The sequence below is a fragment of the Kosakonia sp. H02 genome (assembly GCA_030704225.1).
Taxonomy (GTDB): Bacteria; Pseudomonadota; Gammaproteobacteria; order Enterobacterales; family Enterobacteriaceae; genus Kosakonia.
On record CP131915.1, the window covers coordinates 3,265,286 to 3,290,668 of the forward strand.

A 25,383-nucleotide genomic window follows, 5' to 3' on the forward strand; every position below is an offset into this window, starting at 1 on the left:
CTCCTCATGGCAATAACGGTCTTAATATAGACTGAATTTAGACCTGCCGCCATAAAAAAGCCCTCTTCCTTAATGAAGAAGAGGGCTTAGCGCTACAACCTGATTTTTTTAACCCAGTTGTTTACGGGCGTTGCGGAAAATGCGCATCCACGGGCTGTCCTCGCCCCAGTTTTCCGGGTGCCAGGAGTTAGACACTGTGCGGAACACGCGCTCCGGGTGCGGCATCATAATGGTGACGCGACCGCTTTCGTTGGTCACGGCAGTAATGCCGTTTGGTGAACCGTTCGGGTTCGCCGGGTAGGTTTCTGTCACGCTACCGCTATTATCAACATAACGCAGCGCCACCAGCCCTTTGCTTTCAAGCTGTGCCAGGTGCGCCGCGTCACGCACTTCCACACGGCCTTCACCGTGAGAAACCGCAATCGGCATCTGCGAACCGACCATGCCCTCCAGCAGCAACGACGGACTTTGGGTGATTTCGACCAGGCTGAAGCGTGCTTCAAAGCGATCGGAGGTGTTACGTACAAAGCGTGGCCACAGTTCACTGCCAGGGATCAGTTCACGCAGGTTGGACATCATCTGGCAGCCATTGCACACGCCAAGCGCCAGCGTTTGCGGACGATGGAAGAAGGTTGCGAACTCATCGCGTACGCGGTCGTTAAAGAGGATCGATTTCGCCCAGCCTTCACCAGCACCCAGTACGTCGCCGTAGGAGAAACCGCCGCAGGCCACCAGCGCCTGGAAGTTTTGCAGCCCGGAACGCCCGGCCAGCAGGTCGCTCATATGCACGTCGAACGAATCAAACCCGGCGCGATGGAACGCGGCCGCCATCTCAACGTGGGAGTTCACGCCCTGCTCGCGCAGTATGGCGACTTTCGGGCGCGCGCCGGTCGCAATAAACGGGGCGGCGATATCCTCGTTGAGATCGAAAGTGAGCTTCACATTGAGGCCCGGATCGTTGTCATTGGCTTTCGCTTCATGCTCCTGATCCGCGCACTCCGGGTTGTCGCGCAGGCGCTGCATCTGCCAGGTGGTTTCCGCCCACCACATACGCAGGGTGGTGCGGCTCTCGCTGAACACCGGCTTGCCGTCCACTTCAATCACAAAGCGATCGCCACAGACGGCGCTGCCCAGGTAGTGCACAACGTCCGCAAGACCGTAAGCGGCCAGCACGCTTTCCACCGCTTCGCGATCGCCAGCGCGAACCTGGATCACCGCGCCTAATTCTTCATTAAACAGCGCTGCCAGATGATCGCCACCCAGCGAAGCGATATCGACATTCACGCCGCAATGCCCGGTGAAAGCCATCTCGGCCAGGGTGACCAACAAGCCGCCATCAGAACGGTCGTGGTACGCCAGCAGTTTGCGATCCGCCACCAGCGCCTGAATAGCGTCATAGAAGCCTTTTAATTGCTCAACGTTACGCACGTCTGCCGGTTTGTCACCCAGTTGGCGGTAAACCTGCGCCAGCGCGGTAGCGCCGAGTGCGTTACTACCTTTGCCAAGATCAATTAACAGCAGGGCGTTCTCTTCTGTAGAAAGCTGCGGCGTAACGGTGCGGCGCACATCTTCAACGCGGGCAAAGGCGGTTATCACCAGCGACAGCGGCGAGGTCATCTCGCGCTGCTCGTTACCTTCCTGCCAGCGGGTTTTCATCGACATCGAATCTTTACCGACCGGAATGGTCAGGCCCAGCGCCGGGCAAAGCTCTTCGCCTACCGCTTTCACCGCCGCGTACAGACCGGCGTCTTCGCCCGGATGACCGGCAGCGGCCATCCAGTTCGCCGACAGCTTAATGCGTTTAATATCGCCAACTTGCGTTGCCGCAATGTTGGTCAGCGCTTCACCCACCGCAAGGCGGGCAGAAGCGGCGAAGTCCAGCAGGGCAACCGGCGCGCGTTCGCCCAGCGCCATCGCTTCGCCGTAGTAACTATCAAGGCTGGCGGTCGTGACCGCGCAGTTCGCCACCGGGATCTGCCACGGGCCGACCATCTGATCGCGCGCCACCATGCCGGTGACCGTACGGTCGCCGATGGTCACAAGGAAGGTTTTTTCCGCCACCGTCGGCAGATGCAGAACACGGTTAACCGCATCAGCAAGCGTAATGCCGTGCGTATTAAAGCTGTCGCCAGTCGCCTGACGCGTCGCCACGTCGCGGGTCATCTTCGGCGTTTTACCCAGCAGCACATCCAGCGGCATATCAATCGGCTGGTTGTTGAAGTGGCTGTCATTCAGGGTCAGGTGCTGCGCTTCGGTGGCTTCGCCAATTACCGCGTACGGCGCGCGTTCACGGCGGCACAAATCGTCAAAAAGCGCCAGCTGATCGGCAGCAACCGCCAGCACATAGCGCTCCTGAGATTCGTTACACCAGATCTCCAGCGGGCTCATGCCCGGCTCGTCGCTGAGAATATCGCGCAGCTCAAAACGCCCGCCGCGACCGCCGTCACTCACCAGCTCCGGCATAGCGTTAGAGAGACCGCCCGCGCCCACGTCGTGAATAAAGAGGATTGGGTTAGCATCGCCCAGCTGCCAGCAGCGGTCGATCACCTCCTGGCAACGACGCTCCATCTCCGGGTTATCGCGCTGTACGGAAGCAAAATCGAGATCCGCATCGGACTGACCCGACGCCATAGAGGACGCCGCACCGCCGCCGAGGCCAATATTCATCGCCGGGCCACCGAGGACAATCAGTTTTGCACCAACCGTGATCTCGCCTTTTTGCACATGATCGGCGCGGATATTGCCGATCCCGCCCGCCAGCATGATCGGCTTATGATAACCGCGCAGTTCTTCGCCGTTGTGGCTGTTGACCTTCTCTTCGTAGGTACGGAAATAACCGTTCAGCGCCGGACGACCAAATTCGTTGTTGAACGCCGCGCCGCCGAGCGGGCCGTCGGTCATGATATCGAGCGCGGTAACAATACGTTCCGGCTTGCCAAAATCCTCTTCCCACGGCTGTTCAAAACCCGGAATGCGCAGGTTAGAGACCGAGAAACCGACCAGACCCGCTTTCGGCTTCGCGCCGCGCCCGGTGGCCCCTTCGTCACGGATTTCACCGCCGGAACCGGTTGCCGCACCCGGCCACGGCGAAATCGCCGTCGGGTGGTTATGGGTTTCTACTTTCATCAGAATATGCGCCGGTTCCTGATGAAAATCGTAACGGCCTTCCCCGCGATCGGCGAAGAAGCGCCCGACGGCTGAACCTTCCATTACCGCCGCGTTGTCTTTATAGGCAGAGAGCACGAAGTCCGGCGTTTGCTCGAAGGTGTTCTTGATCATTTTGAACAGCGACTTCGGCTGTTGCTCGCCGTCAATTACCCAGTCGGCGTTAAAAATTTTGTGACGGCAGTGTTCCGAGTTCGCCTGGGCAAACATATAGAGTTCAATGTCGTTCGGGTTGCGCCCCAGGCGGGTAAACGCTTCCTGGAGATAATCAATTTCATCGTCGGCCAGCGCCAGGCCAAGACGCAGGTTAGCGTCGATCAGCGCCTGGCGGCCTTCAGCGAGCAGATCCACACTCTGTACTGGCGCAGGCTGATGGTGCCCGAACAGACGCGCGGCATCTTCTGTCGATGCGAATACGCTCTCCATCATGCGGTCATGCAGCAGCGCAGCGACGTCTTTCCACTGGGCATCGCTCAGACCGGCGGCGTCAACGTAATACGCCACGCCGCGCTCAAGGCGATTGATTTTGTCGAGGCCGCAGTTGTGGGCAATATCCGTTGCTTTAGAAGACCAGGGAGAGATGGTGCCAGGACGAGGAGTGACGAGCAGTAATTTTCCGGTCGGCGTATGGCTGCTGAGGCTTGGGCCATATTTCAGCAGGCGCTGGAGCCGGGCGTACTCTTCTTCGGTGAGCGTGTCATTCAGATCGGCAAAGTGAGCATACTCGGCGTAAATATTGCTCACCGGAAGGTTGGCGGCCTGAAAGCGTGCCAGCAGTTTGTTGATACGAAAAGCGGACAATGCAGGCGAACCACGCAGAATTTCCATCATAAGTCTCTCGTCTTCGATTACGAAGCGTCGGGGACGCTTAAAGTGTGCACCAGGGAAAACGGGCGTCATTATAGAGAATCCTGTGCGTTGACGAAACCGTTTGCGTCGAAATAAAATCGCCGCCAATTTTTAGCAATAGCTGTGACCGAATGCTCTAATTAGTTGCCAACTGGCGTTTTGTTGCGCAAAATGCCGCTCAATCACCGACAAACCTTACTGGTTTTACGTCAAAAAATCCTCCTGAGGCAAAGCACGGCGCAGAGAATTAACTCCTTGAAAAGATTTAAGATTAATTATCTGCTCATCGGCATTGTCACCCTGCTGCTGGCAGCGGCCCTGTGGCCTTCTATCCCCTGGTTCGGTAAAGCCGACAACCGCATCGCGGCGATTAAAGCGCGCGGAGAGTTGCGCGTCAGTACCGTTGCGACACCGCTCACCTACGCCACGATAGAGGGCAAGACCTACGGGCTGGATTACGATTTAGCGCAACATTTTGCCGACTACCTTGGCGTCAAACTGACGGTGACGGTGCGGCAAAATATCAGCCAACTGTTTGATGACCTTGATAACGACGACGCCGATATGCTCGCCGCCGGGCTGGTGTATAACAATGAGCGCATCAAGAGCTACCAGACCGGCCCGGTCTACTACTCCGTTTCGCAGCAACTAGTTTATCGCGTGGGCAGCTACCGCCCGCGTACGCTGGAAAATATCAACGAAAGCCAGCTTACTGTCGCGCCTGGGCATGTGGCGCTGGATGATCTGCGTGAGTTAAAAGAGAAGAAATACCCGAATCTAAGCTGGAAGGTGGATGACAAACTCGGCACCACCGCCCTGCTTGAGCAGGTGGTTCAGGGAAAGCTGAGCTATACCGTGGCGGATTCGGTGGCGATTAGTCTGTTTCAGCGCGTTCACCCGGAACTGGCGGTAGCGCTGGATATCACCGACGAGCAGCCCGTCACCTGGTTTAGCAAGCGCGATGATGACAATACCCTTTCGGCGGCGATGCTCGATTTTTTCAATGATATTAATGAAGATGGCACCCTCGCCCGCCTTGAGGAAAAGTACCTCGGCCACGGTGATGATTTTGACTACGTCGATACCCGCTCTTTTTTGCGCGCCGTCGATAGTGTGCTGCCGGACTTACAACCGTTGTTTGAAAAATATGCCGAAGAGATCGACTGGCGCTTGCTGGCGGCGATTTCGTATCAGGAGTCGCACTGGGATTCGCAAGCCACCTCGCCAACCGGCGTGCGCGGGCTAATGATGCTAACCCGCAATACGGCGCAGAGTTTAGGCCTGAGCGATCGTACCGACGCGGAGCAGAGCATCAGCGGCGGCGCGCGTTACTTGCAGGATATGATGAGCAAGGTGCCGGATAGCGTTCCGCAAGATGAGAAGATTTGGTTTGCGCTGGCGGCTTACAATATGGGCTATGCGCATATGCTGGATGCCCGGGCGCTGACGGCTAAAACTAAAGGTAACCCCGATAGCTGGGCGGATGTAAAACAGCGCCTGCCGTTGTTAAGCCAGAAAGCGTATTACAGCAAGTTAACCTACGGCTACGCCCGTGGGCATGAAGCGTATGCCTACGTGGAGAATATTCGTAAGTATGAGATAAGCCTGGTGGGCTATTTGCTGGAAAAAGAGAAGCAAGCCGCAAGAGCACTAAAGCTGGCGCAAAGTTACCCGGTGGTGTCGGCACAGGAGCTTAACCGCCCGGCTTACGGCGTTCTGCCGTTTAGCGCCTTGTCCGCGTTTGACGCCTTCCCGCGTAACCCAATGCTGGTGCCGGATGGGCTGTCGCTGAAAGTGAACCGTTAAGCGGATCGCGCGGCACTTATCTGCCCTAAGAAATCAACGGGTTACAGTTTCGATAATTTTTGTGTTTTTTTCTCCTGCCGACGCTGGCGGAAAAAATCGCTGAGCATCGCGGCGCACTCGTCGCCTAACACTCCTTCTGTTATCTCTACCCGATGATTCATTCCCGGGTGATGCAACACATCCATTAATGAACCCGCCGCGCCGGTTTTCGCATCGCGCGCGCCGAACACCAGATGCCCGATGCGGCTGTGCACCATGGCTCCAGCGCACATCACGCAGGGCTCGAGGGTGACATATAACGTGGTATCAATCAGACGATAGTTTTGCAGCACCAGCCCGCCCTGGCGTAGCGCCATAATTTCCGCATGGGCGGTGGGATCGTGGCGGCCAATCGGGCGGTTCCAGCCCTCACCAATTACCTGATTATCATGCACCAGTACCGCGCCAACCGGCACTTCACCTTCATCCCAGGCGCGCTTCGCCAGCGTCAGCGCATAACGCATCCAGTAATCGTGATTCTGTTCGGGGTTGGACAAAGGGATATACTCCAGTGATTCAGGCGGGGCGCATTATACACACCCCTTATAGGTTCGCCACTATTCGAGTTGCTGCAAGTCACCGTGCGGCGTAACGCGCCAGCGGTGCTGGCAAAAATAGAGCAGCGGGTTGTCCTGTTTACTGTCGCTGTAGCCGCTGTACAGACGCAGAGGTGTGCCGATTTTTCGCTCAAGCTGAACCACTTTTTCGTGACCAAGACAGCGCATCGTTAACACCCAGCCGCCGTAGCGGCGTTCCATCTGGCTGGCAATCACATTGACGCGCGGTAGCCAGGGGGTATCGAAATAGACCTGCTCGACCAGCGGCTGCGGCGAACCGGTGATCAGCCAGATATCCGCATCAGACGCTTCCAGATAGTTGGTCAGCCGCGCTTGCACCACCGGAAACGCCGTCACATGCCCGCGAAACCAGGTGGCAAACTTCTGTTGCAGCGCCACCATTTTGCGTTCGCTGTGGCCGAAGGTGCACCCCCATAACAGTAAGCTCATCGGCCAGCGCGCGGCGCGACCTTTTATCAACAGCCCACCGGCAATCACTGGTAACAAAGGAAGCACTAACAGCGCATTCAGCGGTTGATGACGCAGAACATAACGGAGAAACGTCCCGAACATATCCTGCTGATGTAAGGTTCCATCAAGATCGAAAAAAACGACGCGGCGTTCACTGGTAGCCAAATGGTATTCCTCTACTGGTTAAACCCCAATCGCCGGCAGCTCCGTTTGGCGATCGCACTCTATCAAGCCTAACAGATAGATCCTCACTTTTCCGGTAACAACCTGTCACAAATACCTGCAATAATACGCGCCAGCGTTTCTCTTACCCTCACTAAGCCCCTGGAACAATGATAAAAACCAACACCGCGCCCCGGCGCGCTTTTCACTCGGCCTCCTTTCGCCACCTCTTTTTTGCCCGCCTGCTTACCGTGCTGGGCAACGGTATTGCGCCGATTGCGCTGGCGTTCGCGGTGCTGGACATTGGCGGTTCGGCATCCGATCTCGGCATTGTGGTGGCAGCCCGCTCGCTGTTCAACGTCGCTTTTTTGTTGGTGGGTGGCGTGCTGGCAGACAGATATTCGCGCAGCCTGGTGCTGGTGCTCTCTTCCCTCGTTGCGGCTTTATCACAGGGTGTTGTTGCCTGGCTGGTGCTTGACGGTTCCGCAACGGTGCTGCTGCTGGCGGTACTGGGAACCATTAATGGCGCGGCGGCGGGAATGGCATTGCCCGCGTCCTCAGCCCTGGTGCCGCAAACGGTGCCGACGCATCATTTGCGCGAGGCCAACGCGCTTATCCAGCTTGGGATTTACAGCGGTACGGTGATCGGCGCATCCCTCGGCGGCATGTTGACCAGCGCAGTCGGGCCGGGCTGGGGTCTGGCGGTTGATGCGCTGGGTTTTGCCGCTGCTGCGCCGCTTTATCGCGCGATTCGCATTGATGCTGTCCAGGCGGCGGCGACCAATATTCTGCAAGATTTGCGCGACGGCTGGAAAGAGTTCATTGGGCGGGCCTGGGTCTGGTCAATTGTGGTTCAGTTCACCATCGTTAATGCGGCATTTAGCGGCATTGTGATGGTGCTTGGCCCGGTGATTGCCGATACCGCGTTTGGCCGTATGCAGTGGGGCATTATTGTCGCTGCGCAAAGCGTTGGCCTGATTGCCGGATCGTTTCTTGCCCTGCGCTGGCGTCCACGCCGCGATCTGTTTATTGGCGTGATGCTGGTGGCTCTGTGCGCGGTACCGATTTATCTACTTGGCCAGGTGGCGCCGACGCCGTGGCTTATCGCCGCTTTTTTTATCGCCGGCGTGACCTTTGGTCTGTTCGGCGTGGCGTGGGCTCAGTCGCTACAAACCCATATTCCGCCAGAAAAACTGGCGCGGGTGTATGCCTGGGATGCGATGGGATCGTTTATTGCCATTCCGGTGGGTGAATTGGCCGCCGGGCCGCTGGCGATGCACTTTGGCAGCGACCATGTTCTGACGGCATCAGCGCTGGCGGTGGTGCTTGCTTGTGTGGCAGCCAGCCTCGTTCCGTCCATTCGCCGCCTTGATAATTCACCACAGGTAAACGTCGTCCGCTCCTCTTGATCGCTATCAAAAGCCGGACACTGAAACTTTGTGCTGAAAGAATTATTAATTAATAATTGTGACCATTAGTGGAATAGTTAATTCATTCACCCGCATTATGGCCCTGCACTCCGGAGATCCTATGAATTGTTTGATCCGCATTCGCCAGCGTTACCCCGGCCTTGCGCAGAGCGATAAAAAACTGGCGGAGTTTCTGCTGGAAAACCCCGACCATGCCCGCCATTTAAGTTCCCAACAACTGGCCGCCGAAGCCGGTGTCAGCCAGTCAAGCGTAGTGAAATTTGCCCAGAAGATGGATTTCAAAGGCTTCCCGGCGATGAAACTGGCGATCAGCGAAGCGTTAGCCAGCAATAGCAATCCCTGGTCCGTACCGGTGCATAACCAGATCCGCGGCGACGATCCGCTGCGCGTGGTCGGCGAAAAGTTAATTAAAGAGTACCAGAGCGCAATGCATGCCTCGCTGGATGTGAACAGTGAAGATAAGCTGCTGGAGAGCGTGCGTCTGCTGCGCGAATCGCGCCGCATTGTGCTGACCGGCATTGGCGCGTCCGGCCTGGTGGCGCGTAACTTTGGCTGGAAGCTGATGAAAATTGGCCTCAACGCGATTGTCGAGCAGGATATGCACGCCCTGCTGGCAACGGTGCAGGCGCTTGAACCCGGCGATTTACTGCTGCCAGTTTCCTATTCCGGCGAGCGGCGCGAGATCAACATGGCGGCAGATGAAACGCTGCGTGTGGGCGGTAAGATCCTCGCGATCACCGGTTTTACGCCGAATGCATTGCAGCAGCGCGCCACTTATTGCCTCTACACCATCGCCGAAGAGCAGGCCACACGCAGCGCGGCAATCTCCTCTACCAGCGCGCAAATGATGCTGACAGATTTACTGTTTATGGCGCTGGTACAGCAGGATCTGGAACATGCGCCAGAGCGCATTCGTCACAGTGAGGAGCTGGTTAAAAAACTGGTTTGAACAGGCAATAATCGTATAATCCCCACCCTGTTTGCGATGTTTTGAGGATTTTCTGATGGCGTATTTAATTACCGAAAATGCCTCCATTGCGACAGGTGCGCTAATTCACAAAAACTCATAGCGCAGTTAATAAAATAAAATGATGCGCTACGATTTGAACAGGCGCTTCAATTAAATACTTTTTTCTTTTTTTTGGATTTTAAACAATACGGATAACGGGATGACTGATAAGAATTTTTATTCTATACAAGCGTTGAGAGCGCTTGCTGTGGTATTAGTGATGTGTTTTCACTTTAAAAGTTACATAAATCAAACATTTCAGGACTGGGGAGATAAGCTGTTCCTCAATGGCGATATCGGGGTAGATCTGTTTTTCGTTATCAGCGGATTCGTAATATATTATATAACCCACAACGATAATGGCGGGTTTGCCTCCGCAAAATTATTTTTCCTTAAGCGGTTCTGTCGCGTATTTCCACCCTATTTTGCGATTACGCTACTTGTCGCCGGGAACAGTATTGAATCATGGCTACAAACGGCAAAATCATTACTCTTCATTCCATTAGACATCACGCAGCCTGCTCCGTGGTTTGGCGTGGCTAAATTATTCGTTGGCTGGACATTAAATTACGAATTTATCTTCTATACGCTGTTTACCTTATGTATGCTTTTTCGCGCCAGAAAAAATATCGTTCTTTTTATTGTAGTGATATTAGCCGTTGCTATTCCCGCACTAATTAATAACACGGGAATCTCCCCTGCAAATAATTATAACTATCCAGGCTATCTGGCTATCCTCACCAATAGTTTAATGCTTGAGTTTGTTGTCGGGGCTTTTACAGCCTGGCTGGTTATCAATAAAAAAATCATCTACAGCAAAACGGTCAGCTATGGATTAATGGCATTAAGTTTTGCGTTGTTTCTTTTGGTGGTATTGACGCATTGCGGCATGATAGGCGGCCCCGGTTATATTCTCGCGTCTTTTGCTCTTGTTTTTACCCTGGCAAATCACGAATCTCTCTACTCCTTTCAGGCGCCCAAAGCGGTGCTGACAACGGGGAAAATTTCATTTTCACTTTATCTTGTTCACTACCGGGCAAAATCATTACTCAGAAAGGGATTCAGTTTTAATAATTCGGTCTACGGCGGGATAACGATGTTTATTCTTTTGATCGTACTTTCTTATGTCCTTGCTTTTATTTCATATTATTTATTAGAGAAAAAACTGAGTTCGCTTTTTAAAAAGTACTTATTGAAAAAAGCATAGCAATAAAGCGATGCCATCTGAGGATGGCATCCCGCTTTCCGGCGGCAACAATAAGGATTTTCTGGTACGCGCGGGTGACAGTAAGACAATATTAGTGGATAATAAAAAACCTTTGTAACGTGCTGATTTTAAATTGCTTTAACGGTAATCCTTTGAAATGTCTTTATTAATTACTAAACGCTGTATTAATTGCGATATGTGCGAACCGGAATGCCCGAACGAGGCGATTTCGATGGGTGACAGCATTTATGAAATTAACAGCGATCGTTGCACGGAATGTGTCGGCCACTATGAAACGCCAACCTGCCAGAAAGTCTGCCCGATCCCCAATACCATCCTTAAAGATCCAGCGCGCGTGGAAACAGAAGAACAACTGTGGGACAAATTTGTTCTGCTGCACCATGCCGACAAAATCTAAGCTGACAACATCTAACTCTCGATAATCACCGTCGCACAGGCGTAATGGCGCTCATCAGCAAGCGTAACGTGCATTGACCGCACACCCAACCGCTGCGCCATTCGCTGCGCTTCATCCCATAAACGCAGGCTCGGTTTACCCAGTTCGTCGTTAAAGACTTCGAACTGATTAAACGCCAGCCCGTTGCGAATGCCGGTGCCGAGCGCTTTGGCCGCCGCTTCTTTCACCGCAAAGCGTTTCGCCAGAAAGCGCACCGGCTGCTGATGCGCCTGGTAGAGCGCCCATTCATTGGCGCTCAGTACCCGTTTTGCTAAGCGATCGCCGCTGCGGGCGATCACCGCTTCGATGCGGGCAATCTCGACGATGTCGGTGCCTAAGCCGAGGATCGCCATTACGCGCGCGCTTCCAGCATCAGGCGTTTCATTTCTGCAACTGCCTCTTTCAGCCCGCTCATCACTGCACGGCCAATAATGGCGTGGCCGATATTCAGTTCGTGCATTTCCGGCAGCGCGGCAATGGCTTTTACATTGTGATAAGTCAGGCCGTGGCCGGCGTTCACTTTCAACCCCAGGCTTGCGGCATAGGTCGCGGCATGGGCAATGCGCGCCAGTTCTTTGGCTTGTGCAGCATCGCTTTCGGCATCGGCATAACACCCGGTGTGGATTTCGATATACGGTGCGCCAACTTCAGCGGCGGCTTTGATTTGCTCGTTATCGGCATCGATAAACAGCGATACCAGAATGCCCGCCGCCGCCAGGCGCTGGCAGGCAACGCGCATTTTTTCACGCTGACCCGCGACATCCAGCCCGCCTTCGGTGGTCACTTCCTGGCGTTTTTCCGGCACCAGACAGCAGAAATGCGGTTTGGTTTCGCAGGCAATCGCCAGCATATCTTCGGTCACCGCCATTTCAAGGTTCATCCTGGTATGCAGCGTCTGGCGCAAAATACGGACGTCTCTGTCGGTAATATGACGCCTGTCTTCACGCAGGTGCACAGTAATGCCATCGGCCCCGGCTTGTTCGGCAATAAAGGCCGCCTGCACCGGATCCGGGTAGGCGGTTCCGCGCGCGTTACGCAGCGTGGCAATGTGATCGATGTTGACGCCTAACAATAATTCAGCCATGACAATCCTCAGTTTTTGTTAGTTCCGGCGCGGTCTTTGCCCCGCCTGGCCTGTTATGTAACCGCTAGCGCTTTGGCACAAACTGCCGGAATAACTCCCGGCTTTTTAGCGGCTTGCCCCCAAGATACGGCTTTAGCGCAATGCGGGTAAAGCGCTTTGCCGCGCGCAGCGTGTCGGCATCCGGGAATTCCCGTTCGGACAGTGCGCGCAGGTGACGCCCGGTAAACGTGCTGTTATCCACGACGAGGCTTGCGATAAACCCCTTCTCTTCCCGGTAACGGTAGGTCATCCCATCATCGACCGGATCGCCACTCCCGGCGCAGTGCAGAAAATCGACGCCGTAACCCAGATGCCCAAGCAGTGCCAGCTCGAAGCGGCGCAGCACCGGTTCCGGCGAGCCGCTTACGCCCGCCAGCGCCTGGATGCAGTGCAGGTAATCGAAAAAGAGTGCAGAGAAGCGCGTCTCATGCTCCAGCACGCGGGAGATAAGTTCATTGACGTAGAGACCGCTGTAGAGGGTAATGCCGCTTAACGGCAGCGCCAGCGAGACCGCTTCGGCGCTGCGCAGGGTTTTGACTTCACCCCGCCCACCAAAACGTACCAGCAGCGGGGTAAAAGGCTGGAGAGCGCCTTTAAGGTTAGAGCGTTTGGAACGCGCGCCTTTGGCTACAAGGCGCACGCGGCCGGACTCTTCCGTGAAGACGTCCAGCATCAGGCTGGTTTCGCTCCAGGGCCGACTATGCAAAACAAAAGCACGTTGCCAGCCTTCCATTTTGATTTACTTAGAGGTCGTCGACATAACCGAGACTACGCAGTGCGCGTTCGTCATCGGCCCAGCCGGATTTCACTTTTACCCACAGTTCAAGGTGAACTTTGGCTTCGAACATCTCTTCCATATCTTTGCGGGCTTCAATGCCGATGGTTTTGATTTTGGCTCCTTTGTTGCCAATCACCATCTTCTTCTGCCCTTCGCGCTCAACGAGGATCAGCCCGTTGATGTCATACCCGCCGCGCTCGTTGGTAATAAAACGCTCAATTTCCACGGTGACCGAGTACGGCAGTTCCGCGCCGAGAAAACGCATCAGCTTTTCACGGATGATTTCAGACGCCATAAAGCGCTGTGAACGATCGGTGACGTAATCTTCCGGGAAGTGGTGAATCGCTTCCGGCAGATGCTTGCGCACGATGCTGGCAATGGTGTCAACGTTAGTACCGGTTTCCGCAGAGAGCGGCACGATATCGAGGAAGTTCATTTGGCTTGCCAGGAACTGTAAATGGGGCAGCAGATCGGCTTTTTCCTGCACGTTGTCCACTTTGTTGACCGCGAGGATCACCGGCACTTTGCTGTCGCGCAGCTTATTCAACACCATCTCGTCATCCGGCGTCCAGCGCGTGCCTTCCACCACGAAGATGACCAGTTCAACGTCGCCGATGGAGCTGCTCGCCGCTTTGTTCATCAGGCGGTTGATGGCGCGTTTTTCTTCCATATGCAGACCCGGGGTATCGACGTAAATCGCCTGGTATTCCCCTTCGGTATGGATGCCAACAATGCGGTGACGCGTGGTTTGTGCTTTGCGGGAAGTGATAGAGATCTTCTGCCCGAGCAGTTTGTTCAGCAGTGTGGATTTGCCGACGTTAGGACGTCCGACGATGGCGATAAACCCACAATACGTTTTTTCAGTTTCAGTGCTCATTCCAACTCCAGTTTTTTCAGCGCCTGTTCGGCGGCAGCCTGCTCCGCCTTACGACGGCTGGAACCCGTGCCAACCACCGGTTCGCTCAGGCCGCTGACCTGGCAGTGGATAGTAAATTCCTGATCGTGCGCTTCACCACGCACCTGCACGACAAGATACGACGGCAGCGGCAGATGGCGACCCTGCAAAAACTCTTGCAGGCGCGTTTTCGGATCTTTTTGTTTATCGCCAGGACTGATTTCGTCCAGGCGCGTCTGATACCAGCTCAGGATCAGTTGTTCGACGGTCTGGATATCGCTATCGAGAAATACCCCGCCAATCAATGCTTCAACAGTATCTGCCAGAATAGATTCACGGCGAAAACCGCCGCTTTTCAGCTCGCCCGGCCCTAAGCGCAGACATTCGCCCAGTTCGAATTCGCGGGCGATTTCCGCCAGCGTATTGCCGCGCACCAGCGTCGCACGCATCCGGCTCATATCACCCTCATCCACGCGCGGGAAACGGTGATAGAGCGCATTCGCAATCACAAAACTTAAAATAGAGTCGCCGAGAAATTCGAGACGCTCATTATGTTTGCTACTGGCGCTGCGGTGGGTTAATGCCTGCTGCAACAGATCCTGATGTTGAAAAGTGTAGCCCAGCTTCCGTTGAAGCCGATTAATTACGATGGGGTTCATGCGATACCAATAAATGAATGCGTCAACAATGCAGCACACGAAACCGACCTGAGAAACCAACGCGGTTTCGTGTGCTGTGGCGCCCGAAGGAACCAACCTTAAACTCGGGGGAATATTCTATACGCAACGTTGAGGGTTGTCGTTAGTCTGAAGGGAATAATCCTGGAAATAATTCGGGGCGCAATCCGAATAATTGCGCCCCGCGTAATTAATGAATTCCGCCGATACGATTCAGGCGTACGCCTGTCGGCCATTCACCCTCTTGTTTTTCGAAACTCATCCAGATTGCCGTGGCGCGGCCAACCAGATTCGCTTCCGGCACAAAGCCCCAGTAGCGGCTGTCTGCGCTGTTATCACGGTTGTCGCCCATCATAAAATAGTGACCCGGCGGCACAATCCAGGTTGCCAGCGGCTGGCTCTGCTGACGGTAGTAAATCCCCAGTTGATCCTGCGCGATTGGCACGTTCAGAATGCGGTGCGTGACATCGCCCAGCGTCTCTTTACGCTCGGTCAAACGCACGCCATCTGACATGGTCTGGCCTTTCGGCAACTGGAAGAAACCGCTGCTCGCTTCACCGCCGGTACGGCGGCCAAAGGTCTGCACAAAATCGCTCTCTTCTACGTTGCTGTAAGTGATCGGTAGCGCGTTACCACACGCCTGACCCGAGCTGCAATTCGGCTGAACGGTGACTTGTTTGCTTACCGGATCGTAACTGACTTTATCACCAGGCAGACCCACAACGCGTTTGATGTAATCCAGGCGCGGGTCGTCCGGGTATTTAAAGACGGCAATATCACCGCGTTTCGGATGCCCGGTTTCGATCAGCGTAGTTTGATAAATGGGATCTTTAATTCCGTAGGCGAATTTCTCCACCAGAATAAAATCACCAATTAACAGCGTTGGCATCATTGAACCCGACGGGATCTGGAACGGTTCGTAAATAAATGAACGCACCACCAGCACAATAGCCAGCACCGGGAATACCGATGCCCCCGTTTCCAGCCAGCCAGGTTTTGGGCCGACTTTTTTCAGGGTCTTAGCATCAAGCGCATCACCTGTTGCAGCTTGTGCAGCGGCCTGACGTTCCCGGCGTTTTGGTGCAAAAATAAACTTATCCAGGCACCATAAAAAACCCGTCACCAGCGTTGCGATCACCAGGATCAGGGCAAACATGTTCGCCATGCCAACTCCTTTAAATTATTTGCTCTCTTTGCCAACGTGCAGAATAGCGAGGAACGCTTCCTGCGGCAGTTCGACGTTGCCGACCTGCTTCATGCGTTTCTTACCTTCTTTCTGTTTCTGCAACAGCTTTTTCTTACGGCTGACGTCGCCGCCATAGCATTTTGCCAGCACGTTTTTACGCAGCTGTTTCACGGTTGAGCGAGCAATAATGTGGTTGCCGATGGCCGCCTGGATAGCAATATCAAACTGCTGGCGCGGGATCAGCTCTTTCATTTTCTCGACCAGCTCACGACCGCGATACGGCGCGTTATCGTTGTGGGTGATCAGCGCCAGCGCATCCACACGCTCACCGTTGATCAGCACATCGACGCGCACCATGTTGGACGCCTGGAAACGTTTGAAGTTGTAATCCAGCGAGGCGTAACCGCGCGAGGTGGACTTCAGACGATCGAAGAAGTCCAGTACCACTTCCGCCATCGGGATTTCGTAGGTCAGTGCAACCTGTTTACCGTGGTAAACCATGTTGGTCTGCACACCGCGTTTTTCCACGCACAGCGTAATGACGTTGCCCAGATACTCCTGCGGCAGCAGCATGTGACACTCAGCGATAGGCTCGCGCAGCTCATCAATATTGTTCAGCGGCGGCAGCTTGGACGGGCTGTCGACATAAATTACTTCTTTATTGGTGGTCTGAACTTCATACACCACGGTTGGCGCGGTGGTGATCAGATCGAGATCGTATTCACGCTCCAGACGCTCCTGAATGATCTCCATATGCAGCAGACCCAGGAAGCCGCAGCGGAAACCAAAGCCCAGCGCGGTGGAACTTTCCGGCTCGTAGAACAGGGAAGCATCGTTCAGGCTCAGTTTGCCAAGCGCGTCGCGGAAGTTTTCGTAATCGTCAGAACTGACCGGGAACAGGCCTGCATAGACCTGCGGTTTGACCTTTTTAAAGCCTGGCAGCGCTTTGTCCGCCGGATTGCGGGCGGCAGTGAGGGTATCGCCCACCGGTGCGCCGAGGATATCTTTGATGGCGCAAACCAGCCAGCCCACTTCGCCGCACTTCAGCTCAGTGCGATCGATCTGTTTCGGGGTGAAGATGCCAAGGCGGTCAGCGTTATAGACCTGACCGGTGCTCATCACCTTAATTTTGTCGCCTTTGCGCATGGTGCCGTTTTTAATACGCACCAGAGACACCACACCCAGGTAGTTATCGAACCAGGAGTCGATGATCAGTGCCTGTAGCGGCGCGTCCGGATCGCCTTCCGGCGGTGGAATATCGCGGACCAGGCGCTCCAGCACCTCCGGTACGCCAACGCCGGTTTTCGCCGAGCAGCGCACCGCGTCGGTGGCGTCAATGCCGACGATATCTTCAATCTCTTCTGCCACGCGCTCAGGATCGGCGGCCGGCAGGTCGATTTTATTCAGTACCGGCACTACTTCCAGATCCATTTCAATGGCGGTATAGCAGTTTGCCAGCGTCTGCGCTTCCACGCCCTGACCCGCGTCGACCACCAGCAGCGCGCCTTCACATGCGGCAAGAGAACGGGAAACCTCATAGGAGAAGTCAACGTGACCAGGCGTATCGATAAAGTTCAGCTGGTAAGTTTCACCGTTAAGGGCTTTGTAATCCAGCGTCACGCTTTGTGCTTTGATAGTAATGCCGCGTTCGCGCTCAAGATCCATGGAGTCAAGCACCTGGGCTTCCATTTCGCGATCGGAAAGACCACCGCAAATCTGGATGATACGGTCAGACAGCGTCGACTTACCGTGGTCGATGTGAGCGATGATCGAAAAGTTACGAATATTCTTCATAGAGTGAGATTTTATGCCTTACGGGTAACTAAGAGGCCTGAACGCGCCTGACGTCAATGTACTGAAACGCCGCATTCTACACTACAACCACAATGCGGGGAAATGCTCATACCGGCCTGTTCTCGTAAGACTTACAAGGCAGAATTACGGACGGCTTTCCGTGGGGGCATCAGCAACGCGGATAAGGTCTGGAGGCAACCCCACGCTGAGAATAATCGGCTGCCATTCGCTGCGCGTCGCAAGCCTGGGTGACAGGCCGCGCGCGAGTAAAAAACCGCCCACACCGCCGAGCACCGCGCCACAAAATGCGGCGAGATCGTTACCGAATAGCGTCTGGAAAATCGCACCCATCACAAACAACCCGAGCAGTGGAGACATATAAACCAGCACCGCCGAACCCAGCAAACTGCTTTCGGCGATCCCCAGCTCTACTTTCTGCCCGGCCACCAGCGGTTCAGCGCTGGGCACAGCGATAGTATGCGTCGTTTGCGGGCCGAGTTTATTTAACACGCGGCTGCCGCAACCGGCGCGTGACGCGCAGCTGCTGCATGAGGCTTTGACATCACACTCCACCAGCGCGTGGCCATTTTGCCAGGAGACGACGGTTGCCCACTCTTTAATCATTGTGCGGCCCTGAACTTGAGGCTATCCGCAATACGTTTTGCGGTTTGCGGTGGCAGTTCGCCAACAATAGTGATTTCGGCATTGTCGCGCACACTGGTGCTGACGGTACGTCGCCCGGTGCGCAGCATCTGGTCGGCGCTGTTCTGATTCGCGCGATTGACGTTAACCGAGAAGCTGAATAACCCATCAGAATAGAGGCGCGACTCAACGGGCACATCCATCGTCGGTAACTGGCGACGGCTGCTGGCGACTTCACTGAAGCCCTGCGGCAGCCATGCAGGCGACCAGTTAAAGTCAACTTTGTCGCCGGCCGGCACGGAGAGCAGCGGCGGCAAATTGGCTTTTGCCAGCGTCTGCATGCTGTTGGTCACCTGGCCGTTAACGGTAAACGCAATGACGCGGAACTGTTCGAGGGTTTCGCCGTCGCGATCGAGCAAATCGACGCGCATCGGCAGATGGCTCTCTTCATCCATCCAAACGATATAGCTGTAACGCGTACCGTCACGCGCCACCACGCGGATCACTTCGCACAGCCTGTCGGCAATACGCGTGCGCCCAACGGAGATAAAATCGTAATACGGAGAGAGACGTTTGAAATCGGTATAGATCAGCGACGGCAGCGAATCGACGATGTAGTTACCGTTGAGCGTAAAGGGTTCAAGACCGGGCTCAAAGTAACTAATTTCATTGCCCCGCTGCACCACTTCGCGGCGCGGGCCGTCCATTTGTAACAGCTGCGCAAGGGGTTGGTCGTCCAGACGCACATGACGATAGCGCAACGATTCGACACCCTGCTTATTGATGCTGATAAAAGAGAGTTCGTAGTTGAGGGACTGGCTCGCCACATTCATTTGCTGCAACAACGCCCCGGACGAAACATCAGCCGAGGCGTTGACAGAGTAGAAGAGACCAGCAGCCACAAAAGACATGGCACACCAAAGTTGCTTCATTACTGCGATTGCGTTCCTAAAGTTTGATTTCCTGGCACCTGTACAGCGGCCTGCTGCGTTTGCGCCTGTTCAAACTGAAGCTGTTCGGAGTGCAGGCGTCGTTGCAGTTCGTAATCCTGTAGCATTGCATTAATGCGACGACGCTGTTCCTGCACCTGCTGTTGCTGACCGGCGTTCGCCGTCGCATCAGAAGGAACACCCAAACTTACCGGACTGGCTTTACCCATCATCGGCAGTGTATTGAACACCGGCGCTTCGGGTTGTTGGGTTGATTCAGCCTGGCCATTATAGTGCTGAACGCCAACAATGACAGCAAGCGATACACACGCGGCGACACCCATTTGGGTAAGCTGGCTTGCCCATGGACGAACCTTGTGCCAGAACGGCATTTTCTGCCATTGCTGCGGGGCGGGTTGCGCTTCGGGGATCAGCGGTGTCGTTGGTTGAGCAGCGTCATTCTCAATCGCGGCCATCACTCGGGCTGAGATATCGAAATGGAGGAGATCGGCAGTGTCACCGCGCATAGAGTCGCGAATGAGATGATAGCTCTCCCAGGTTCGCTGCATTTCAGGATCCTGAGCCAGCTCAACGAGCAGCTCGTTATCCAGCGTTTCGCCATCCATTAAAGCGGAAAGTTTTTCTTTCTGCATGCCTAATACCTTTTCCAGTATCCCGCTATCGTCAACGCCTGATAAGCGGTTGAACTTTATTATCAATAGCTTCCCGCGCACGGAAGATACGTGAACGCACAGTACCTACCGGGCAATCCATGATGGCCGCTATCTCTTCGTAACTCAGGCCATCCAGCTCCCGCAACGTAATTGCCATGCGTAAATCTTCCGGGAGCGACTCAATGGTGCGGAAAACGATTTGTCGCAGTTCTTCTGACAACATTAAGTTCTCAGGGTTCGAAATTTCTTTCAGTGCACCGCCACTTTCGAAGTTTTCTGCTTCATTTGCATCCACATCGCTGGATGGCGGCCTGCGCCCTTGGGCAACCAGATAATTTTTCGCTGTATTAACAGCAATACGATATAGCCAGGTATAAAAAGCGCTATCCCCCCTGAATGAATCAAGCGCGCGATAGGCCTTTATAAATGATTCTTGTACGACATCAGGCACATCGCCTGAAGGGACATAACGGGAAACCAGACTCGCCACTTTATGCTGGTAGCGCACCACCAGTAAGTTAAAGGCCTTCTGATCTCCTTTCTGAACCCTTTCAACAAGAACCTGATCCGTTAACTGCTCGCTCATCCGAGGTAAAGTCTCCCCAAAACTAATTTCCACGCGTATCCAGAACGCCACTCCAATACTGCACCATGAGCAAGCAGCCAATTAGAGAGCAGGTCTGTAAGAAAGTTCCGTTACGCCTTTGTTTTTGTGTATCGTTCGACAGAAATTCATTATCACTCATTATACGTCTGCAAACGGTAAACACGCTGTTTCTCAAAGAAAAGACCTTAAGATCGCCAGAGAGTACCGCAATACCGCTTTTTTTTCATCCCTAATACATCTTCGCTAACAAACTGCTTCTTAATATTTTTTTCCTCCTGCCGCTGCAATTGCCGGGCGTTTCCGTTTAGTGATTAGTACAAGAAAGCAAAAAACAGTGCCCACTTTGCAATCCCGATGCTATGCTCGGCAAACATTTGTTTAGTAAATTAAACACACCATGAAAACGACTCCTGAACTCTCTTGCGATGTGCTGGTCATTGGTAGCGGTGCGGCGGGCCTCTCTGTGGCATTACGTTTGGCGGCACAGCATCAGGTCATTGTGTTAAGCAAAGGGCCGATTAGTGAAGGTTCGACATTCTATGCCCAGGGCGGTATTGCGGCGGTGTTTGATAAAACCGACAGTATCGAATCCCACGTTGAAGACACACTGATTGCCGGGGCCGGTATTGTTGAGCGCCACGCGGCGGAGTTTGTCGCCAGCAACGCCCGGTCCTGTGTGCAGTGGCTTATCGATCAAGGTGTCTTATTCGATACTGAAATTACCGAGAGCGGTGACGCCAGCTATCATCTCACCCGTGAAGGCGGGCACAGCCACCGCCGTATTCTTCATGCCGCCGATGCCACGGGTAAAGCCGTGGAAAACACGCTGGTCAGCAAGGCGCTTAACCATCCGAATATCCGTGTCCTTGAACGCGCCAACGCGGTGGATCTGATTACCTCCGACAAAATCGGTCTGCCCGGTGCACGCCGTGTAGTGGGTGCTTGGGTGTGGAACTGTAATAAAGAACAGGTCGAAACGTGCCGTGCAAAAGCCGTGGTGCTGGCTACTGGTGGTGCGTCGAAGGTCTATCAATACACGACGAACCCGGATATCGCATCGGGCGATGGCATCGCGATGGCCTGGCGCGCAGGCTGCCGGGTGGCGAATCTGGAATTTAACCAGTTTCATCCCACGGCATTGTTTCATCCGCAGGCGCGCAATTTCCTGCTGACCGAAGCCCTGCGCGGTGAAGGTGCGTACTTGAAACGCCCCGACGGCACCCGCTTTATGCCGGACTTCGATCCCCGGGGCGAGCTAGCGCCGCGCGACGTGGTTGCCCGCGCGATCGATCATGAAATGAAGCGCCTCGGCGTCGATTGCATGTATCTGGATATCAGCCATAAGCCGCCAGAGTTTGTGCGTCATCACTTCCCGACTATTTACGAAAAACTGCTCGGGCTGGGTATCGATCTGACAAAAGAGCCGGTGCCGATTGTGCCTGCGGCGCACTACACCTGCGGCGGCGTGATGATTGACGATCGCGGGCGTACCGATGTGGATGGCCTGTACGCAGTGGGCGAAGTGAGTTATAGCGGCCTGCACGGCGCGAACCGTATGGCGTCGAACTCGTTGCTGGAATGTCTGGTGTATGGCTGGTCGGCGGCGGAAGATATTTCCCGCCGTATGCCGCAGGCAGAAAGTGTCGCAGTATTACCGGCGTGGGATGAGAGCCGCGTCGACGATGCCGATGAGCGGGTTATCTTGCAGCACAACTGGCATGAACTCCGGCTGTTTATGTGGGATTACGTCGGTATTGTGCGCACAACCAAACGCCTTGAACGTGCTCTGCGCCGCATTACGTTGTTGCAGCAGGAGATTGACGAGTATTACGCGCACTTCCGCGTCTCCAATAACCTGCTCGAACTGCGTAACCTGGTGCAGGTGGCGGAGCTGATCGTCCGCTGTGCGATGGCGCGTAAAGAGAGCCGCGGCCTGCATTACACACTGGATTACCCGCAAATGCTGCCAGAATCAGGCCCGACGATCCTCTCACCGCTCACTTACATAAATAAGTAAAATGCCTGGGTCAGCGCGGTGAAGCTGTCTGAATAGCGCTGATCCGGCCCGCGGATCACCAGGCGATCGGCGAAAACTTCCCCCTGCCGCGGCGAAAATGCCAATAACACCCGGTGCGGCAGGCGGCCTTCGGTCTCTGCAACATCGGTGCGTAAGCGCAGATGCCAGCCGAGATCCAATGCTTTTGCGGTAAACAGGTCGCCCGCTTCGATCGGCAACACCACACAGAAAAAACCCTCTTCGGTAATCAGCGTGGCGGCAATCTCCAGCAAGGTCTGGTGATCGAGTGTGGTGGTGTAACGCGCCCGCTCGCGTTCAGGCGTGGCGCACTTTACCCCTTCGTCAAAATAGGGAGGATTGCTGACAATGAGATCGTAGCGCGCCGTCTTCTGCTGGCTCCACTCACGGATGTCGGCACAGTTGACCGCAATGCGATTGGCCCACGGCGATGCTTGCACATTTTCCTGCGCCTGCCCTGCCGCCTGTTCATCCAGTTCAACCGCGTCAATGATGACCGTTGATGGCGTGCGCTGGGCTAACATCAACGCCAGTAAACCGCTGCCGGTGCCGATATCCAGTGCGTGCCGGGCATTGGATACCGGCGACCAGGCACCTAACATTATCCCGTCGGTGCCGACTTTCATGGCACAGCGATCGTGCGCGATAAAGCACTCTTTAAACGTGAAGCCATCGCGGCGCAGCGGGGCCTTTGGCTGAGACATCTTAACAACCTCAATACAGAAACCGGTGTAGCATAGGGGAAAGCGCGGTGGCAGAAAAGGGATAAAGACAACAGATGAAGATTGCAGCCGTAACGTCTATAATCAGCGCCCCACACAGAGGTAGAACATGACTGTAACGACTTTTTCCGAACTCGAACTTGACGACAGCCTTCTGGACGCGCTCCAGAATAAAGGCTTTACACGCCCGACCGCCATCCAGGCCGCTGCCATTCCGCCTGCGCTTGAGGGGCGTGATGTCCTCGGTTCCGCGCCAACCGGGACAGGTAAAACGGCCGCCTATCTGCTGCCGGCGTTGCAACACCTTCTGGACTTTCCGCGTAAAAAATCCGGCCCGCCGCGGATCCTGATACTGACGCCAACCCGTGAGCTGGCGATGCAGGTTGCCGATCACGCGCGTGAGCTGGCAGCCAACACGCATCTTGATATTGCTACCATCACTGGCGGCGTTGCGTATATGAACCACGCCGAAGTGTTCAGCGAAAACCAGGATATTGTGGTGGCGACAACGGGCCGCCTGCTGCAATACATAAAAGAAGAAAACTTCGATTGCCGCGCGGTAGAAACTCTCATTCTGGATGAAGCAGACCGCATGCTGGACATGGGTTTCGCACAGGATATTGAGACCATTGCCGGTGAAACGCGCTGGCGCAAACAGACCATGCTGTTCTCTGCCACGCTTGAAGGCGATGCGGCGATTAAAGACTTCGCCGAACGTCTGCTGGAAGATCCGGTAGAAGTATCGGCGACCCCTTCCACGCGCGAGCGTAAGAAAATCCATCAGTGGTATTACCGTGCCGATGACGTCAAGCATAAAACAGCGCTGCTGATTCACCTGCTGAAGCAGCCGGACGTCAGCCGTTCTATTGTTTTTGTGCGTAAACGTGAGCGTGTGCATGAGCTGGCCGGCTGGCTGCGCGAAGCGGGCATCGCCAACTGCTATCTCGAAGGTGAGATGGTGCAAAATAAGCGTAACGAAGCCATCCTGCGTCTGACCGATGGTCGCGTGAATGTGCTGGTCGCTACGGATGTTGCCGCGCGCGGGATTGATATCCCGGATGTCAGCCACGTCTTCAACTTTGATATGCCGCGCAGTGGTGATACCTATCTGCACCGTATTGGCCGTACCGGCCGCGCCGGTCGCAAAGGCATCGCTATTTCGCTGGTCGAAGCGCACGATCACCTGCTGTTGGGTAAAGTGGGCCGCTATGTTGAAGAGCCGCTGAAAGCCCGTGTAGTGGATGAACTACGCCCAACAACCCGCGCACCTAGCGAGAAGCTGAAAGGCAAGCCGTCGAAAAAAGTGCTGGCGAAGCGCGAAGAGAAGAAAGAGAAAGACAAAGAGAAGCCGCGCGTGAAGCAGCGCCATCGCGATACCAAAAACATTGGTAAGCGACGTAAGCCCAGTGCAGCGGGTAACGAACAGTAAAAAAATGAAGAATAAAAAACGCCGGGGAAACCCGGCGTTTTTGTTAGCGCTGTAAATTACAGGCTTTCAGTGAAAGTACGGGCGATAACGTCGCGCTGCTGTTCTGGCGTCAGGGAGTTAAAACGGACAGCGTAACCGGAGACACGAATTGTCAGTTGCGGGTACTTTTCCGGGTGTTCAACTGCATCCATCAGAGTTTCACGGCGCAGTACGTTAACGTTCAGGTGCTGGCCCCCTTCTACGCGCACTTCAGGTTGCACTTCCATCGGAACTTCGCGGTATTCGATATTGCCCAGTTTGCTCACAGCAACCACTTCATCTTCTGCATAACCGGCTTTTGCACAGACACAACGCGCTTCGCCTTTTTCGTTATCAAGCAGCCAGAATGAATTCAACAGGTCATCGTTTGCAGCTTTAGTAATCTGGATACCAGTAATCATGAATAGCCTCCCTTAGGCACATTATTTTGATTCGCCGGACGCGTTCCGGCCAATTGGTAAAACCATTGTTGTCTGGATGTTTATATACCAGCCCGACATGGGGCATTCTTTGATTTTAATCAATAAAAACCATGCCGATAAAATGGCTATTAAAGTTTGTTCTTGTTTTATATCAAGTTACGCCGTTTCCTCAAACTTAAGATTTGTGTAAATTTTCAAATTTTTTTTAGGTGCGAATGGCTAAAAAGGCCATGACATTTTGTTCCAGAGAAAGAAGCAGTTAAGCTACGGCAAACCAAC

23 protein-coding genes are annotated in these 25,383 nt (G+C 54.5%); 7 read left to right on the forward strand and 16 right to left on the reverse strand.

The features are described from left to right. Nucleotides 1-108: 108 nt before the first annotated feature. Nucleotides 109-3,996, reverse strand: a complete 3,888-nt coding sequence (gene purL, locus Q5705_15280; GenBank protein WLI75943.1) for a phosphoribosylformylglycinamidine synthase — start codon at nt 3,994-3,996, stop codon at nt 109-111. A 273-nt stretch (nt 3,997-4,269) separates the two neighbouring features. Between purL and mltF the strand changes: the two genes are divergently transcribed. Next, the gene (gene mltF, locus Q5705_15285) at nt 4,270-5,820 is read left to right on the forward strand and encodes a membrane-bound lytic murein transglycosylase MltF (GenBank protein ID WLI75944.1); all 1,551 of its coding nucleotides are present in this window, start codon (nt 4,270-4,272) and stop codon (nt 5,818-5,820) included. A gap of 41 nt (nt 5,821-5,861) precedes the next feature. On the opposite strand, the gene tadA is transcribed toward mltF, so the two are convergent. Both tadA and yfhb read right to left on the reverse strand, forming a co-directional pair. Continuing rightward, entirely contained in the window at nt 5,862-6,356 is a 495-nt protein-coding gene (gene tadA / locus Q5705_15290) for a tRNA adenosine(34) deaminase TadA (protein WLI75945.1), read from the reverse strand. 60 nt (nt 6,357-6,416) lie between these two features. Next, nucleotides 6,417-7,052 carry a phosphatidylglycerophosphatase C gene (gene yfhb, locus Q5705_15295; protein WLI75946.1) on the reverse strand — a complete coding sequence of 212 codons (636 nt, stop codon included), beginning with the start codon at nt 7,050-7,052 and terminating at the stop codon, nt 6,417-6,419. A 167-nt stretch (nt 7,053-7,219) separates the two neighbouring features. Here yfhb and Q5705_15300 point away from each other — a divergent pair, with 167 nt between their 5' ends. The 4 genes from Q5705_15300 to Q5705_15315 all read left to right on the forward strand — a co-directional run bounded on the left by Q5705_15300 (nt 7,220) and on the right by Q5705_15315 (nt 11,113). After that, entirely contained in the window at nt 7,220-8,458 is a 1,239-nt protein-coding gene (locus tag Q5705_15300) for an MFS transporter (protein ID WLI75947.1), read from the forward strand. Nucleotides 8,459-8,579: 121 nt separating this feature from the next. Beyond that, nucleotides 8,580-9,428 carry a MurR/RpiR family transcriptional regulator gene (locus Q5705_15305; GenBank protein WLI75948.1) on the forward strand — a complete coding sequence of 283 codons (849 nt, stop codon included), beginning with the start codon at nt 8,580-8,582 and terminating at the stop codon, nt 9,426-9,428. A 220-nt stretch (nt 9,429-9,648) separates the two neighbouring features. Beyond that, nucleotides 9,649-10,695 carry an acyltransferase gene (locus Q5705_15310; protein WLI75949.1) on the forward strand — a complete coding sequence of 349 codons (1,047 nt, stop codon included), beginning with the start codon at nt 9,649-9,651 and terminating at the stop codon, nt 10,693-10,695. 157 nt (nt 10,696-10,852) lie between these two features. After that, complete coding sequence (locus Q5705_15315) at nt 10,853-11,113, forward strand: YfhL family 4Fe-4S dicluster ferredoxin (protein WLI75950.1); 261 nt, start codon at nt 10,853-10,855, stop codon at nt 11,111-11,113. A gap of 11 nt (nt 11,114-11,124) precedes the next feature. On the opposite strand, the gene acpS is transcribed toward Q5705_15315, so the two are convergent. From acpS to rpoE, 11 genes are all read right to left on the reverse strand, one after another. After that, nucleotides 11,125-11,505, reverse strand: a complete 381-nt coding sequence (gene acpS, locus Q5705_15320; protein ID WLI75951.1) for a holo-ACP synthase — start codon at nt 11,503-11,505, stop codon at nt 11,125-11,127. Beyond that, nucleotides 11,505-12,236, reverse strand: coding sequence for a pyridoxine 5'-phosphate synthase (gene pdxJ / locus Q5705_15325; GenBank protein ID WLI75952.1), 732 nt, complete (start codon nt 12,234-12,236; stop codon nt 11,505-11,507). Before pdxJ ends, acpS begins: the two co-directional genes overlap by 1 nt. A gap of 64 nt (nt 12,237-12,300) precedes the next feature. Continuing rightward, on the reverse strand, nt 12,301-13,008 hold the full coding sequence (recO, locus tag Q5705_15330; protein ID WLI75953.1) for a DNA repair protein RecO: 708 nt from the start codon (nt 13,006-13,008) through the stop codon (nt 12,301-12,303). A gap of 10 nt (nt 13,009-13,018) precedes the next feature. After that, the gene (era, locus tag Q5705_15335; protein WLI75954.1) at nt 13,019-13,930 is read right to left on the reverse strand and encodes a GTPase Era; all 912 of its coding nucleotides are present in this window, start codon (nt 13,928-13,930) and stop codon (nt 13,019-13,021) included. Continuing rightward, on the reverse strand, nt 13,927-14,607 hold the full coding sequence (rnc, locus tag Q5705_15340) for a ribonuclease III (GenBank protein WLI75955.1): 681 nt from the start codon (nt 14,605-14,607) through the stop codon (nt 13,927-13,929). Before rnc ends, era begins: the two co-directional genes overlap by 4 nt. Nucleotides 14,608-14,815: 208 nt before the next feature. Then, nucleotides 14,816-15,790, reverse strand: coding sequence for a signal peptidase I (gene lepB, locus Q5705_15345; protein ID WLI75956.1), 975 nt, complete (start codon nt 15,788-15,790; stop codon nt 14,816-14,818). A gap of 15 nt (nt 15,791-15,805) precedes the next feature. Beyond that, the gene (lepA, locus tag Q5705_15350) at nt 15,806-17,605 is read right to left on the reverse strand and encodes a translation elongation factor 4 (protein ID WLI75957.1); all 1,800 of its coding nucleotides are present in this window, start codon (nt 17,603-17,605) and stop codon (nt 15,806-15,808) included. Between the two features lie 144 nt (nt 17,606-17,749). Beyond that, nucleotides 17,750-18,229: a SoxR-reducing system protein RseC gene (gene rseC, locus Q5705_15355; GenBank protein WLI75958.1), complete on the reverse strand. Its 480-nt coding sequence runs from the start codon at nt 18,227-18,229 to the stop codon at nt 17,750-17,752. After that, the gene (rseB, locus tag Q5705_15360; protein ID WLI75959.1) at nt 18,226-19,179 is read right to left on the reverse strand and encodes a sigma-E factor regulatory protein RseB; all 954 of its coding nucleotides are present in this window, start codon (nt 19,177-19,179) and stop codon (nt 18,226-18,228) included. The genes rseC and rseB overlap by 4 nt, the downstream gene beginning before the upstream one ends. Further along, nucleotides 19,179-19,829 carry an anti-sigma-E factor RseA gene (rseA, locus tag Q5705_15365; GenBank protein ID WLI75960.1) on the reverse strand — a complete coding sequence of 217 codons (651 nt, stop codon included), beginning with the start codon at nt 19,827-19,829 and terminating at the stop codon, nt 19,179-19,181. Before rseA ends, rseB begins: the two co-directional genes overlap by 1 nt. A gap of 31 nt (nt 19,830-19,860) precedes the next feature. Then, a complete protein-coding gene (rpoE, locus tag Q5705_15370; protein ID WLI75961.1) occupies nt 19,861-20,436 on the reverse strand; it encodes an RNA polymerase sigma factor RpoE in 576 nt (191 codons plus the stop codon). A gap of 418 nt (nt 20,437-20,854) precedes the next feature. Between rpoE and nadB the strand changes: the two genes are divergently transcribed. After that, a complete protein-coding gene (nadB, locus tag Q5705_15375) occupies nt 20,855-22,474 on the forward strand; it encodes an L-aspartate oxidase (GenBank protein WLI75962.1) in 1,620 nt (539 codons plus the stop codon). On the opposite strand, the gene Q5705_15380 is transcribed toward nadB, so the two are convergent. Next, nucleotides 22,459-23,196 (reverse strand): tRNA1(Val) (adenine(37)-N6)-methyltransferase, encoded by a 738-nt coding sequence (locus Q5705_15380; GenBank protein ID WLI75963.1) that lies wholly within the window; start codon nt 23,194-23,196, stop codon nt 22,459-22,461. The two genes, nadB and Q5705_15380, sit on opposite strands and share 16 nt — an antisense overlap. Before the next feature lie 127 nt (nt 23,197-23,323). Between Q5705_15380 and srmB the strand changes: the two genes are divergently transcribed. Continuing rightward, nucleotides 23,324-24,643 carry an ATP-dependent RNA helicase SrmB gene (srmB, locus tag Q5705_15385; protein ID WLI75964.1) on the forward strand — a complete coding sequence of 440 codons (1,320 nt, stop codon included), beginning with the start codon at nt 23,324-23,326 and terminating at the stop codon, nt 24,641-24,643. Nucleotides 24,644-24,699: 56 nt separating this feature from the next. Here the strand turns inward: srmB and grcA are convergent, their stop codons facing one another. Further along, nucleotides 24,700-25,083 carry an autonomous glycyl radical cofactor GrcA gene (grcA, locus tag Q5705_15390; protein WLI75965.1) on the reverse strand — a complete coding sequence of 128 codons (384 nt, stop codon included), beginning with the start codon at nt 25,081-25,083 and terminating at the stop codon, nt 24,700-24,702. Nucleotides 25,084-25,383 lie beyond the last annotated feature (300 nt).